This window comes from Providencia sp. PROV272 (assembly GCF_049901975.1).
GTDB classification, from domain to species: Bacteria; Pseudomonadota; Gammaproteobacteria; order Enterobacterales; family Enterobacteriaceae; genus Providencia; species Providencia stuartii.
Genome location: NZ_CP096291.1, coordinates 3,953,358 through 3,966,649, shown reverse-complemented (window position 1 = coordinate 3,966,649; position 13,292 = coordinate 3,953,358). Strand labels below are relative to the sequence as shown.

Below are 13,292 nucleotides of genomic sequence, written 5' to 3'. Positions count from 1 at the left end.
GGCATAGAGAATGTCTAATTTATTATTTGTACACTAATGAGCTAACTATTTAATAAATAATTAATTAGCTATGATATGAAATAAATAAGGCAACACGGTAAGGTGCTGCCTTATGGATCTATATCAGGAGTGAAGAGGGATTACGCGCGGTCTTCCCACTCTTGTGCGCGAGCCACGGCTTTTTTCCAACCACCGTATTTATAGTTACGTTCGGTTGTTTCAATACCTGGCTTGAACACACGCTCAATTGTTGCTTTGCTTTGTAGCTCGTCGAGGCTTTTCCAGAAACCAACCGCAAGGCCTGCAAGGTAAGCTGCACCTAAAGCCGTGCTTTCGCGAACTTCTGGGCGTTCCACAGACGTTCCTAAAATATCTGCTTGGAACTGCATTAAGAAGTTGTTCGCAACCGCACCACCATCTACACGGAGTGCTGCAAGGCGCGTTTCCGCATCGGCTTGCATCGCATCTAGCACATCGCGAGTTTGATAAGCAATAGATTCCAGTGTTGCACGGATAATATGGTTACGGTTAGCACCACGTGTTAGGCCGAAAATAGCACCACGCGCATACGGATCCCAGTATGGTGCGCCTAAACCGGTGAAGGCTGGCACCACATAGACGCCATTGCTGTCTTTCACTTTTGTTGCGAAATATTCAGAGTCGGTGGATTCATCAATCAGTTTCAGCTCATCACGTAGCCATTGAATAGATGCGCCGCCAACGAATACCGCACCTTCAAGGGCATAGTTCACTTCGCCTCTTGGGCCACACGCAATAGTTGTCAGCAGGCCATGGTTTGAACGAACCGCTGTTTCACCTGTGTTCATTAGCAAGAAGCAACCTGTACCATAGGTATTTTTTGCCATGCCTTCTTTCACACATAACTGGCCATAGAGTGCGGCTTGTTGGTCACCTGCAATACCAGAGATAGGAATACGAGTACCGCCTTTACCACCAATGTTAGTTTGGCCATAAACTTCAGACGATGGGCGAACTTCTGGCAGCATTGCACGCGGAATATTCAACGCTTTAAGGATCTTATCATCCCATTCCAGATTGCGGATATTAAACATCATGGTACGAGAAGCGTTCGTGTAGTCGGTTACATGAACACGGCCTTGGGTCATTTTCCATACGAGCCATGTATCTACTGTACCGAATAGTAATTCCCCTTTTTCAGCGCGTTCGCGAGCACCTTCAACATGGTCTAAAATCCATTTCACTTTAGTACCAGAGAAATAGGGGTCAACAACGAGGCCAGTATTTTGGCGAATATACTCTTCTAGCTCTTTATCATTCTGCTTGAGATGAGTACAGAAATCCGCAGTACGACGGCACTGCCAAACAATCGCATTATAAATTGGCTTACCTGTTGCTTTTTCCCAAACAATGGTGGTTTCACGTTGGTTAGTGATCCCGATACCTGCAACTTCATCGGTACGAATATCTGCTTTTGCCAATACTTCGATAAGCGTTGAGCTTTGTGTTGCCCAAATTTCCATTGGGTCATGTTCTACCCAGCCTGGCTTAGGATAGATTTGAGTGAACTCACGCTGTGAAATACTGATGATATTGGCGTCGTGATCGAGTACAACGGCCCGCGAACTGGTTGTTCCCTGATCAAGAGCGACAATATATTTTTTCTCGATATTTGTTTCTGTTGTCATAATTTAAACCTGTTCCGGTGATGATTAAGCGTTTTTACTAGATGTTTTTGATGGCTCGTCTTTTTTCGTATGCACGAAACCTGGTAAGTGACGAGTGATCAGCATGCGGTAACCGAATGCACCAATCAGAGCGCCAACGATAGGAGCAATCAATGGTACTAAGAAATAAGGAATTTCACGTCCACCTGTCAGGGCAATATCCCCCCAGCCTGCGAGATAAGCAACAACTTTTGGTCCGAAATCACGAGCAGGGTTTAAGGCGAAACCTGTTAGTGGGCCGAATGAACCACCAATAACGGCAATCAGAATACCAATTAATAGCGGTGCTAGAGGCCCACGTGGAATACCGTTACCATCATCGGTTAAAGCCAAAATTAGGCACAGGAGGATGGCAGCGATAACCACCTCAATAAAGAAGGCGTGCATTTCGCTAATTTGTGGGGCTGGGTAAGTAGAGAATACACCAGCAGTAAAGAGGCTTTCTTGTGTGCCACGAATAATGTGGTGAACTTGGTCGTAATCAATGAATACAGGTGAGTACATCGCATAAACTAAGGCGGCAGCGAAGAAACCTCCTAACATTTGTGCAACGATGTAAGGTGCGACTTTATGTCTTTCGAAGCTAGCAAATAACCAAAGTGCAATGGTTACGGCAGGGTTAAGGTGAGCCCCAGAGATGCCAGCGGTTAAGTATACAGCGAGTGCAACACCAAAGCCCCATATGATACTGATTTCCCAGAGGCCAAGTTGTGCTCCGGCGATTCGGACTGCTGCAACACAGCCTAAACCAAAGAATACGATGAGTGCAGTACCTAAAAATTCTGAGATGCACTGACCGGTAAGTGTAGTCGTGGTCGTTTGGCTCATATCTTCTATCCTACGAAAATTAAAATTATTGTAATGTTTTTCAGGTTAAGATCTTCAAAGTGAAAACCTATAGTGTAAATTTATCGTTAATGAGCGCAAACGAGAAATATCGAAATTGAAATATGTGTGTTACATCACCAAAACGAAAGAAAACGACCAAAAATAGTGACGCAATCGACCTTTACGATGTGATCAGACCAGTGTTTTAAAATAAGGGATTTGGGGAATCAGAGTCAAGCCACTAGACACAGAGGATCATGCTACTTACAATCGATATTAAAGCTTACATGGGAGGTCAGAAGAATGTCATTTGAAGTATTTGAGAAACTAGAAGCAAAAGTCCAACAAGCGATTGATACCATCACACTGTTACAAATGGAAATCGATGAGCTAAAAGATAAAAATAGTGCGCTTGTTCAAGAACTGGATAATGCGAAATCGGGCACCGAATCACTGGTACGTGAAAACGAACAACTGAAACAAGAGCAACAATCGTGGCAAGAGCGTCTGCGTGGTTTGCTGGGTAAAATGGAAGAAGTCTAAAATACCGGTTATATTTCGCGCAGCAGCGTTGTTGGCTTCTTTTGGTTACCTGAATGGCATACTTATGTATGCTCATCGCGATAACCTATGACCGCTGACGAGCAGCAACACGAATTATCTAGGGGTACATAGGGTCAATAAGTTATAGCTGTTGCTGATGATTGTAGGTTATCTATTGATATCAAAAGTTGAAATAGCTTGGCATGAGTCGTTAGGATTTTTACGTTGCTATCCCCTGTGATAGGGGAATAGCCAAATTGTACTTTGTACCACAGAACCATAAAAAGAAGGGCTGATATCATTATCAGCCCTTCTTTTTTGAAACCGTATGATCATGCGATTGATGATTAGAGGTCGTCGTCTAGTACTTCAAACTCGCTACCATCCTGAGTTGAAAGTGGTTCTTCTGATAAGATGATGCCTGTGTTATCTGCATAGAGATAGTCACCCGAGAAGAAGGTAACGCCGCCAAAATTGACGCGAATATCGCTTTCGCCAATACCTTCATCTGGGCAGCCTGCTGGTATGGCGGCAATTGCTTGAATACCCAGATCTAACTCCATCAATGCGTCTACTTGGCGTACAGCGCCATAAACCACAATACCTTCCCAGTGGTTATCAACGGCTAAGCGAGCAAGTTCCGCATCAATGAGGGCTTTGCGTACAGAGCCGCCGCCATCGACAAGGAGAATACGACCATGACCGTCTTCTTCCAGCAAATCATATAGTAGGCCATTGTCTTCAAAGCACTTGACCGTAATGATTTGACCGCCAAATGAAGTACGTCCACCAAAGTTGGAAAAGAGAGGCTCTACCACATTGACGCTTTCTTGGTAGATATCACAGAGTTCGGAAGTATCATATTTCATAGTGTATAGGTCTTTATTTGCTGCAAGAAAGATAAAGTATATCCCTTTTGAGAGGTGATTGGCAAAATCCACCTCCCAAAAACAAGGGGGCTAAGTCAAAAAATAAGCAATTACTTACTCAATATTACACCGATAGAAAAGAGAACGTTAGTGAATAGTGCGGCTTTTACCATGTTTTCTAACATTGGGCGCATCCCTTCAGGGGTTGGATCACTGAGTACGCGACGCACATGGTTCATTAACATGGGAACGGCAAGCAAGAACAACCACCCCGTCCAGCCACGAAGATAAAGTAAGTTAAAGAAAGCTAAGCAGAGTATAGCAACAATAATAATAATAGCATGATAGATTCGCGCGCCTGATGGGCCTAAACGCACAGCAAGGGTATTCTTACCTGCTTTTACGTCATTTTCGATATCGCGCATATTATTAATATTCAGTACGGCAACGGAGAGTAAACCACAGGCCGTAGCAGGTAAAAAGGTGATCATGTTCAGTGTATTGGCTTGTAGGTAATAAGTCCCCATCACACTCAGCCAGCCAAAGAAAATTAGGACGGATATATCACCTAACCCTAAGTAGCCATAAGGTTTTTTCCCGACGGTATAGGTGATAGCGGCGACAATCGCGATTAAGCCTAACACTAAAAAGCCAATGGCATCTTCAGGTTTTTCACAAGCGACAACAACCAGCAGCAAGCCTGAAATACAGGCAGCAATAATATTAATTTTTAATGCTTTTTTCATGTCTGCTTGGGTAATCACCCCTTTTTGCATACCACGCAAAGGGCCAATACGTTCAGCGGTATCTGAGCCTTTTACGGCATCACCATAGTCATTTGCAAGATTAGAGAGTATTTGCAGTAAGCCTGCGGTAATAATGGCTAATAGGGCAACAGGCCATTTAAAATTACCCGTTAAATAGGTCAGTGCGGAGCCAGTAATAATGGCTATGACTCCTAATGGTAAGGTCTTAGGACGTAAACTTTCTAGCCAAGCCTGCTTACGGCTAATAGAAGTAGATGAGCTCATTCAATAATTTCACAGGTTTGTTGTGTACAATACATTAAAAGCCCTCGCGTGAAAAACCGTATACGGCTTGTCCATGAAAACGTGCATATGGAAAGCGATGTAATGGCTGCGCGACAGGCTAAATATTTACCGTCTAACGTAAAATTATAAAGTACAACGATGGGTCACCGTTGTACTTTATTAGACGTATCTTAAGGATACATGAAAACCTGATAATTAATAAGCTTATAAAATAAATCTGCTTAGATCTTCATCTGCAACCAGTTCATCAAGGTGCTGTCTGACATACTCGGCATCGATTTGAATGGTTTGGCCGTTACGTTCGCTAGCATCATAGGAAATATCTTCCATCAAGCGTTCTAACACGGTATGTAAGCGGCGTGCACCGATGTTTTCAGTTGATTCATTGACTTGCCATGCCGCTTCCGCAATACGGCGAATGCCATCGTCAGTAAACTCAATCGTCACACCTTCTGTTGCCATCAAAGCTTTGTACTGCTCAGTTAAAGAGGCACTTGGCTCAGTGAGGATACGCACAAAGTCTTCTGTTGTCAGCGCTTGTAGCTCAACACGAATTGGCAAACGGCCTTGTAATTCAGGGATCAAGTCTGATGGGCTAGAAACTTGGAATGCACCCGATGCGATAAAGAGGATATGGTCGGTTTTGACCATGCCATGCTTAGTCGAAACGGTACAACCTTCGATCAGTGGCAGCAGGTCACGCTGTACGCCTTCACGAGAAACGTCAGGGCCAGAGGTTTGACCACCGCGCTTACAAATTTTGTCGAATTCGTCGATAAAGACGATACCGTGCTGTTCAACCGCTTCGATAGCTTGCTCTTTCAGCTCTTCAGGGTTGACCAGCTTAGCGGCTTCTTCTTCCACTAGCAGTTTAAACGCTTCTTTGATCTTCATCTTACGTGCTTTTTGTTTTTGGCCCGCAAGATTTTGGAACATAGATTGTAGCTGATTAGTCATCTCTTCCATGCCAGGAGGAGCCATGATCTCAACACCCATTGGTGCCGCAGCGACTTCAATTTCGATTTCTTTGTCGTCTAATTGACCTTCACGTAATTTCTTACGGAAAGATTGGCGAGCAGGTGATTGTTCATCAACAGGCTCGGATTGACCCCAATTATTTTTTGCAGGTGGGATCAGAACATCAAGAATACGTTCTTCAGCTAGTTCTTCAGCACGGTAACGGTTTTTCTCAATGGATTGTTGACGGACCATTTTGACAGCAGAATCAGCTAAGTCGCGAATGATAGAGTCAACTTCTTTACCGACATAACCCACTTCTGTAAATTTTGTCGCTTCAACTTTGATGAATGGCGCGTTAGCGAGTTTTGCAAGGCGGCGAGCAATTTCAGTCTTACCGACACCCGTTGGACCAATCATTAAAATATTTTTTGGTGTGACTTCGTGACGTAACGTTTCATTCAGCTGCATACGGCGCCAGCGGTTACGTAGGGCAATTGCAACAGAGCGTTTAGCTTTGTTTTGACCAATAATATAATTATCGAGTTCGCTAACTATTTCGCGTGGAGTCATTTCGGACATACTGTAATCCTTATGATTTTGAAGAAATTTCTTCAAAGTTGACATTGTGGTTGGTATAGATACAGATATCGCCGGCAATAGAAAGTGCTTTTTCAGCGATTTCACGAGCACTTAATTCTGTGTTTTCAAGTAGTGCGCGTGCCGCAGCTTGCGCATATGGGCCACCTGAACCTATAGCAATTAAATCATTTTCTGGCTGAACGACATCACCGTTACCTGTGATGATAAGAGAGGTGTGTTCGTCGGCTACGGCTAGCAGAGCTTCAAGTTTGCGTAACATACGGTCAGTACGCCAATCTTTTGCTAGCTCAACAGCGGCCTTCGTTAAATGGCCTTGGTGTAGTTCAAGCTTGCGCTCAAACAGTTCAAAAAGAGTAAATGCGTCGGCAGTGCCACCGGCAAATCCGGCAATAACTTTGTCGTTATATAAGCGACGAACTTTGCGGACATTGCCTTTCATGACGGTGTTACCCATCGTCGCCTGCCCATCTCCACCAATTACGACCTGGCCATTACGGCGAACACTTACGATTGTTGTCATGAGTTAGCCCCTGGTTTTATGACGAAAAAAATGCGGGTATCAATTTTTCAAGTTACCAGCCTTCTTAAACGGGTAACTTGAAGCAAGCAAAATGCTGTAATAGCCGCTCTTGATAGTACGTTAAAACAGTACATGGGGGAGGGGATTGTATTTTTCAACCCCCAGAGGCACGAAGAATACAACCTGAGACACCAACACCGCTTGCACGATCGCGCATTTTTTCTGCCGTTGACTTGGAATAAGGGCCAAGTACGATACGATGCCAGCCGCCGCCAACAGTGACTCGGCTTTCTATGCCAGCAAAAGCGAGTGTAGCACGAACGGACTCTGCTTGTTCCGCGGTACGGAAAGAACCACATTGAACCAGCATATTTTGTAAATTATTCGCGGGATTGCTTTCAACGGGTGCAGGCTGCGTTGATTGTACAGGGCGATTTTCTGTTTTTGCCTCGGTCGAGGTGACAGGTTTACGTTGTACTGGTGGATTGACGGGTTGAGTTGGTTCTTTAATGATCACTTGTGAACGAGGAACCGGCTGCCCATTATAAGGCACTTCCGGTAAATTCGTCACAGGGCCACGTCTATCCGAATCAATCTGTTCTAGTAGTTGACGCTGCTCAGGGGTTAGCTCCGATGGGCGCATAATGTTGCTACCCGTACTCTTTTGCGTCTGCTCAATGTTTGGCGTATCAACACCCCGACGCTCTAGCTCTTTAATATAGCGCCAGCGTTCTTCAGGTTTAGGCGGTAAAGTATCGACAGGTACTGATGATGAATGGCTTCCCGTACTTTGGGGGGATTCCTTCTTATTTTGAGTGATATAGAAAAGGCCGCCCACAAACAAGACAACAATTCCGACAGCAACAACTAATGTTGTCATCGGTAGGCCTTGCGCTTTCTTGGCTTTGCCTTTACTGGTTTTACGGCGGGCAGATGACCGCCCGCGAGCTACATAATCTTTTTGTGCCACGCTGTTAATTCACTAGGTTATTGAGTGTCTGTGATTATTCAGTTTTATACTCGTCGTATTTCAAGTTGCAGTATTGTTGGTGATGTTTTAGCAACAAACTGCAGCTTGAATGATTTAGGTGGTACATGTTACTTAACCTGAACGACTTTGCCTAGCTTTTAGGCGCTTTTGTACTCTCTCTAATGATTAAATCAGAATCTAGGAGACGAGAGCCAGGGGTGACACTATTACCTTGTAGTTGTTCCAGCAGTAATAACATGGCATGGCGACCAATTTCATCGCGAGGGTGATTTATCGTTGTTAAGGCTGGCAATGTATACTGAGCCTGCTCTAGATTATCGAACCCAACAATAGATAGGTCATCGGGAAGGATGAGTCCTGATTTTTTTGCTTGCCACATTGCACCGATTGCCATGATATCACTATGACAAAAAACCGCTGTGGGTGGTTCAGGTAGGGCAAGTAAAGTTTTGACAGCCTCAGCACCGCTTTCATGCGTAAAATCACCACGAACGATATATTGCTCGCGTAATTTTTCACCCGTACGCAGCATGGCTTTTTTATACGCTTCTAAACGATACTGGCTGTGTGGCATATGTTCAGGCCCCGCGATACAAGCGATACGTTTATGACCTAATTTCTGTAAATAGTGCGTAGCATTAAACGCAGATGTTAGGTTATCGATATGTACGGTTGGTAGTTTAAGTTCAGGAGAGAACTCGTTAGCCATCACGATAGGGGGGAGATTTTTTTGTTCTTCAGCAGAGACATCGAAAGGTAAATTCGAGCCTAACAGTACCATCCCGTCGATTTGTTTCGTAATAATCAGATTAATGAAGGCGTTTTCTTGTTTTTGTTGATGTTTGCAGTCGCCAATCAAGACAAAATAACCTTCTTGCGCGGCAACTTTTTCCAGTCCACAAATCACATCACTGAAAAAGGGATCACTAATATCGGGAACGATCGCCAAGATCGTTTTTGATTCGTTACGTTTGTAGCTCCTTGCTAAGTTATGTGGATAGTAGCCCACATCCATCACAGCTTGCTCTACTTTCTGACGTGTCTGTAAAGAGACTTTTTCAGGTGTCATTAATGTTCTAGAGACCGTTGCCGTTGATACGCCCGCTGCATTAGCAACATCTTTCATGGTTGCAGTACCACTGTGTTGTTTCTGTTCCACAACGTCTTCCTTACGTTTAGTTAATCGATTGCTTTTTTTGAATGGCGTAAAGACGTCATCACATCAAGTAACGAGTTATTCTAAATGGTTTAACAATAATATCTGTTACCTAGTTTACATAAAAACTGTGACTTGCGTCATTTTTTAGAGCTACTTCGCAAATATTGAAAATAGTTACCATAAAGTTTCCATATGAAACATAAGGGCAATATCAAGTGGAGCAGTTTGCTATTGTCCGCTTCCCTTAAAATAAGACAGCGATAATTAGATTTTCTGCCCTAAAAATTGCAGAGGTCATGATGAAAAAAGCCCGTTTTACTGAAACTCAAATCGTTAATATTTTAAAGCTCGCTGATTCAGGGATGAAAGTGGAAGACATTTGTCGCCAAAATGGGATCAGTAACGCGACTTATTATATCTATGGACTACCTCCGTTTTGCAAGTACTGAATCAGGTTTTAGGTTGTTGCTTACATCTATCCGGCATCAGAAATATCTGTGCCCAAATGGGTAATCCGCACACAATCGCCTCAACAACTGGACGGCCACGAAGGCCAATATAATAATCAGGTTCCGATCGTGCAGGTTTAACCTGTGACCATTTTTCAATACTTTGCAACTTTTAAAGGTATGCTATTACACTGCCAGTCTGTACTCGGTTTCATTGTGAAGAATTGACCAAATAATTCTGGCATTTTTATTGGCGACTGCAACGGTCGTTTTGTTAAATCCTCGTCGCTCTTTTAGCTGATTAACCCATTGATTTAAATAACCCTCATTATTATTTGCAGCCACTCTAACGACTGCCCTGGCTCCATGAATAAATAAGGTTCGCAAATGCTTGTCGCCTTTTTTCGTCATATTCATCAGTACCTGCCTGTCACCACTCGAGTGCTGTCGTGGAACCAGACCAAGCCATGCGGCAAAGTGACGACCATTTTTAAATTCAGTTCCTTTGCCTATCGCGGCAACAACAGCTGTTGCTGTTTTAGGGCCAATGCCTTTAACTTTGGCAATGCGCTGGCAGGCTTCTGATTGCCTGAACACAGCATCAATTTCTTTATCAAAAAAGCCTATGCGACGACCAAGATCGTTAAAGAGATCATAAAGTTCTGCAATCGTCCTGCGCATTCTAACGCTAAGACCATTTTCAGCATCTTCAAGAATAAGCGGAACAGCACGACGAACTCTTGAGACTGCCGAGCCGATTGTTATTCCCCGATCAAGCAGCAGTCCCCGGATTTGACAAACTGTCGCAGTGCGGTGATTAACAATACGCTGTCTTGCACGGTGCAGAGCCTGAATATCCTGCTGTTCAGGGCTTTTGGGTGGTACGAACTGCATTGTTGGCTGCATCAGAGCAATTGCGATAGCCTGTGCATCATTACCGTCATTTTTTTGCCCGCGGACAAAGGGTTTTACATACTGGGGACTGATCACTTTTACCTTATGTCCCAGTTTTTCGAACTCACGCTGCCAGTAAAATGCTCCCGTGGAGGCTTCCACACCAATCAGGCAGGCCGGAATATTCGCGATAGTCTGTAGTAACGTTTTACGATCAGTGCGTTTTTTATAAACCGGTTTACCCGCCTGATTTAATCCACAAAGCTGAAAAACATTTTTAGCCAGATCAATACCGAGATAGATAACATTCATGATAATGCTCCTGCTGAGTATATTTTATTCAGTTAACCTCAGAGGGAGGAGGTAGTCCATCCCATTAATTGGAAATCAAAATATGGTGGCATGGAAGCTAATGATGTTAAACGATTAAAAGAGCTTGAGGAGGAAAATGCGAAACTGAAAAAGCTCTTTGCGGAAGTCAGCCTTGAAAATCATGCGATGAAGGAGCTTTTTGCAAAAAAGGGTTGGTAGTGACTGAAAAGAAGTCCTGTGCACAATCATTAAAAGAGGCAGGTTTATCAGTCAGTAAGGCTTGCAAACTAACTTCATTGCCCCGAGCTACTTTTTACCGTCAACCGTTAGATTGGCGTAAAAAAGATCAAGTGGTGATCGATGCCATACAATCTGTGTTAGCGAAATCACCACAATCAGGATTTTGGAAATGCTATTTTCGGCTGCGATTTCAAGGCTATTCTTTTAATCATAAACGAGTTTATCGCGTTTATTGTCGATTAGGATTGAACTTGAAACGACGGGTTAAAAAGGTGCTTCCTAAGCGTGAAAAAAGACCATTAGTGATAGAAAAAGTCCCGAATATTCAATGGGCTTTGGATTTTGTACACGACAGTTTGTACTGTGGTAAACGCTTCAGAACCTTGAATATTATTGATGAGGGGACACGTGAGTGCCTGGCAATTGAAGTTGATACGTCATTGCCTGCTGAACGAGTCATTAGAGTACTAGAACGTTTGAAAATCGATAGAGGATTGCCGAAACAAATTCGCGTGGATAATGGACCTGAGCTTATTTCAACCAACCTATTGAATTATTGTACAAATAATCAGATTGAGCTATGTCATATTCAACCCGGTAAACCACAACAAAATGGCTTTATCGAACGTTTTAATGGCTCATTCCGTCGTGAATTTTTAAATGCCTATTTATTTGAATCATTAAGCCAAGTACGAGAGATGGTGTGGTTTTGGCAGCAAGATTACAATCTAAATCGAACCCACGAAAGTTTAAATAACCTCCCACCGGAGACATACCGTAAACAGTTAGAAATCTCTAATTTGAAGTGTCTTAATTAATGGGGAGTGGACAGTAACATTGCCATATTTTACTTAGTCATTATGAACTAATTCATATGGATCCGTTGGCCGTTTTGTATAACGTCCGGTTTCATTATTTCGCCATCGCTTTGATTTACCATAAAAACTACAACTCAATCCCAATGGTTCCACACAACCTACCCCATTCGGCGCATACTGCTAAAAATTTAAACCATCTGTCAACTTTATCAGGATTATAAAACTAACCATTATTTGTAAACAGGAAATTAAATAGAATGTTAGGTACGGACTTTTTGTTTTCATAGATAAGTTTACAGCCATTAGTAAAATGTAATTCTATCTGCTCTATGTCATCTTTAGAACAAACAGAAAATGTTGGCAATGATGAACCTTGTAACTGAAAAAACTGATTTAGGGGGGTATTCATTATTCCTAAATTATCCGTTATATGCATATTAATATTAGCATTATCAGTACATTGAGAAACACTAATAGCTTCATAACTTTTATTTTTTTGTCTCGCTATACATAACTCAATAGAAAAATTACTTATATTAATAGTATAAATTTCTGCTGATTTAAAACTCTCTTTTTGACAAAGCGACAAAAGGTACTTCCTATCCTCATCCAAATATATTGAGTTAAAAAAACCTTTGGATTTAATTATATCAATTATATCAATTATTTTTTTCATCTCTAACAGCTTTGATTTTTTCTGTTACACCTTTTACTAACCTATTATTATTCAATACTTTTTGTAAGTGACTCCACTCTGCGGCTTTAGTAGGCCATCTTACTTTAGCATATCTCTAGATAAGTTATTACTTTAGCTTTATTTTTGGGTTCTGTTAGGTATTGATCTGATTTTTCTGTTTTTTTCCAAGCAATTGTGTCTACATTTGTTTTACTAAAAACAGGGTATAAATTATTTTCCCATACTTACCTGATGTAATTGCAATTGCTATTTTATCAATATGAGCGTGAGCACCTTGAACCCATCAATCTTCAGCTAATACATCGATTCCATGCTGAACATGCAACCCCCACGGATCCACCCATGTCAGCGGATTCGGCGCATACTGGTACAGATTCAATCCACCCGCTAACCCGATGGGGTCTTGCTGGGTAAAGCGGCCTAAATCCGGGGCGTAGTACCTGAAGGTATTATAGAGCAGGCCAGTTTCTTTGTCGAAATATTGTCCTTGAAAACGCAGGTTTTGTTCACTGTTAAACTCACCGGTAGGGCGGGCCTGACGCTGTAAATTACCCCAAACGCGATGCAGCCCTTGCCACACAATATTTCCGTTATATTTGTTCAACACCTCCGGTAACCCATTCAGACCGCTGTGAGTGTAATAAATCTCTTGAT

General features: G+C 42.7%; 11 protein-coding genes and 3 pseudogenes. 3 read left to right on the top strand and 11 right to left on the bottom strand.

The annotated features are described in order from the left end of the window. Nucleotides 1-140: 140 nt before the first annotated feature. Nucleotides 141-1,667 (bottom strand): glycerol kinase GlpK, encoded by a 1,527-nt coding sequence (gene glpK, locus M1E93_RS18445; protein WP_004924654.1) that lies wholly within the window; start codon nucleotides 1,665-1,667, stop codon nucleotides 141-143. A 24-nt stretch (nucleotides 1,668-1,691) separates the two neighbouring features. Further along, entirely contained in the window at nucleotides 1,692-2,534 is an 843-nt protein-coding gene (locus M1E93_RS18440) for an MIP/aquaporin family protein (protein ID WP_004924651.1), read from the bottom strand. A gap of 303 nt (nucleotides 2,535-2,837) precedes the next feature. Between M1E93_RS18440 and zapB the strand changes: the two genes are divergently transcribed. Further along, nucleotides 2,838-3,077 carry a cell division protein ZapB gene (gene zapB, locus M1E93_RS18435; protein WP_004924650.1) on the top strand — a complete coding sequence of 80 codons (240 nt, stop codon included), beginning with the start codon at nucleotides 2,838-2,840 and terminating at the stop codon, nucleotides 3,075-3,077. A gap of 347 nt (nucleotides 3,078-3,424) precedes the next feature. On the opposite strand, the gene rraA is transcribed toward zapB, so the two are convergent. The 6 genes from rraA to cytR form a co-directional block, all read right to left on the bottom strand. Further along, the gene (gene rraA, locus M1E93_RS18430; protein ID WP_014657241.1) at nucleotides 3,425-3,946 is read right to left on the bottom strand and encodes a ribonuclease E activity regulator RraA; all 522 of its coding nucleotides are present in this window, start codon (nucleotides 3,944-3,946) and stop codon (nucleotides 3,425-3,427) included. Nucleotides 3,947-4,056: 110 nt separating this feature from the next. Next, nucleotides 4,057-4,977, bottom strand: a complete 921-nt coding sequence (locus M1E93_RS18425) for a 1,4-dihydroxy-2-naphthoate polyprenyltransferase (protein ID WP_004924644.1) — start codon at nucleotides 4,975-4,977, stop codon at nucleotides 4,057-4,059. Nucleotides 4,978-5,202: 225 nt separating this feature from the next. After that, nucleotides 5,203-6,537 (bottom strand): HslU--HslV peptidase ATPase subunit, encoded by a 1,335-nt coding sequence (gene hslU, locus M1E93_RS18420; protein WP_014657242.1) that lies wholly within the window; start codon nucleotides 6,535-6,537, stop codon nucleotides 5,203-5,205. A gap of 10 nt (nucleotides 6,538-6,547) precedes the next feature. Continuing rightward, on the bottom strand, nucleotides 6,548-7,078 hold the full coding sequence (hslV, locus tag M1E93_RS18415; RefSeq protein ID WP_004924640.1) for an ATP-dependent protease subunit HslV: 531 nt from the start codon (nucleotides 7,076-7,078) through the stop codon (nucleotides 6,548-6,550). 154 nt (nucleotides 7,079-7,232) lie between these two features. Further along, nucleotides 7,233-8,048, bottom strand: a complete 816-nt coding sequence (gene ftsN / locus M1E93_RS18410) for a cell division protein FtsN (protein ID WP_284659603.1) — start codon at nucleotides 8,046-8,048, stop codon at nucleotides 7,233-7,235. A 151-nt stretch (nucleotides 8,049-8,199) separates the two neighbouring features. Continuing rightward, nucleotides 8,200-9,228, bottom strand: a complete 1,029-nt coding sequence (gene cytR, locus M1E93_RS18405) for a DNA-binding transcriptional regulator CytR (protein WP_426207046.1) — start codon at nucleotides 9,226-9,228, stop codon at nucleotides 8,200-8,202. Nucleotides 9,229-9,527: 299 nt separating this feature from the next. Here cytR and M1E93_RS18400 point away from each other — a divergent pair. After that, a pseudogene (locus M1E93_RS18400) lies at nucleotides 9,528-9,644 on the top strand (transposase); the annotation flags it as partial. 219 nt (nucleotides 9,645-9,863) lie between these two features. Here the strand turns inward: M1E93_RS18400 and M1E93_RS18395 are convergent. Beyond that, nucleotides 9,864-10,883: an IS110 family transposase gene (locus tag M1E93_RS18395; protein ID WP_040132571.1), complete on the bottom strand. Its 1,020-nt coding sequence runs from the start codon at nucleotides 10,881-10,883 to the stop codon at nucleotides 9,864-9,866. A 66-nt stretch (nucleotides 10,884-10,949) separates the two neighbouring features. On the opposite strand from M1E93_RS18395, the pseudogene M1E93_RS18390 reads away from it, so the two are divergent. Next, a pseudogene (locus M1E93_RS18390) lies at nucleotides 10,950-11,941 on the top strand (IS3 family transposase); the annotation flags it as partial. Between the two features lie 223 nt (nucleotides 11,942-12,164). Here the strand turns inward: M1E93_RS18390 and M1E93_RS18385 are convergent. Together M1E93_RS18385 and M1E93_RS18380 are read right to left on the bottom strand one after the other, a co-directional pair. Beyond that, complete coding sequence (locus M1E93_RS18385) at nucleotides 12,165-12,617, bottom strand: hypothetical protein (RefSeq protein ID WP_014657247.1); 453 nt, start codon at nucleotides 12,615-12,617, stop codon at nucleotides 12,165-12,167. Between the two features lie 343 nt (nucleotides 12,618-12,960). Beyond that, a pseudogene (locus tag M1E93_RS18380) lies at nucleotides 12,961-13,284 on the bottom strand (RHS repeat-associated core domain-containing protein); the annotation flags it as partial. Nucleotides 13,285-13,292 lie beyond the last annotated feature (8 nt).

Excerpts from the sequence above, each read along its gene's own strand:
- M1E93_RS18395 (WP_040132571.1), bottom strand. The coding sequence starts at position 10,883 with ATGAATGTTATCTATCTCGGTATTGATCTGGCTAAAAATGTTTTTCAG.
- M1E93_RS18440 (WP_004924651.1), bottom strand. The coding sequence starts at position 2,534 with ATGAGCCAAACGACCACGACTACACTTACCGGTCAGTGCATCTCAGAA.
- hslV (WP_004924640.1), bottom strand. The coding sequence starts at position 7,078 with ATGACAACAATCGTAAGTGTTCGCCGTAATGGCCAGGTCGTAATTGGT.
- rraA (WP_014657241.1), bottom strand. The coding sequence starts at position 3,946 with ATGAAATATGATACTTCCGAACTCTGTGATATCTACCAAGAAAGCGTC.
- M1E93_RS18425 (WP_004924644.1), bottom strand. The coding sequence starts at position 4,977 with ATGAGCTCATCTACTTCTATTAGCCGTAAGCAGGCTTGGCTAGAAAGT.
- zapB (WP_004924650.1), top strand. The coding sequence starts at position 2,838 with ATGTCATTTGAAGTATTTGAGAAACTAGAAGCAAAAGTCCAACAAGCG.
- hslU (WP_014657242.1), bottom strand. The coding sequence starts at position 6,537 with ATGTCCGAAATGACTCCACGCGAAATAGTTAGCGAACTCGATAATTAT.
- M1E93_RS18385 (WP_014657247.1), bottom strand. The coding sequence starts at position 12,617 with ATGAAAAAAATAATTGATATAATTGATATAATTAAATCCAAAGGTTTT.
- glpK (WP_004924654.1), bottom strand. The coding sequence starts at position 1,667 with ATGACAACAGAAACAAATATCGAGAAAAAATATATTGTCGCTCTTGAT.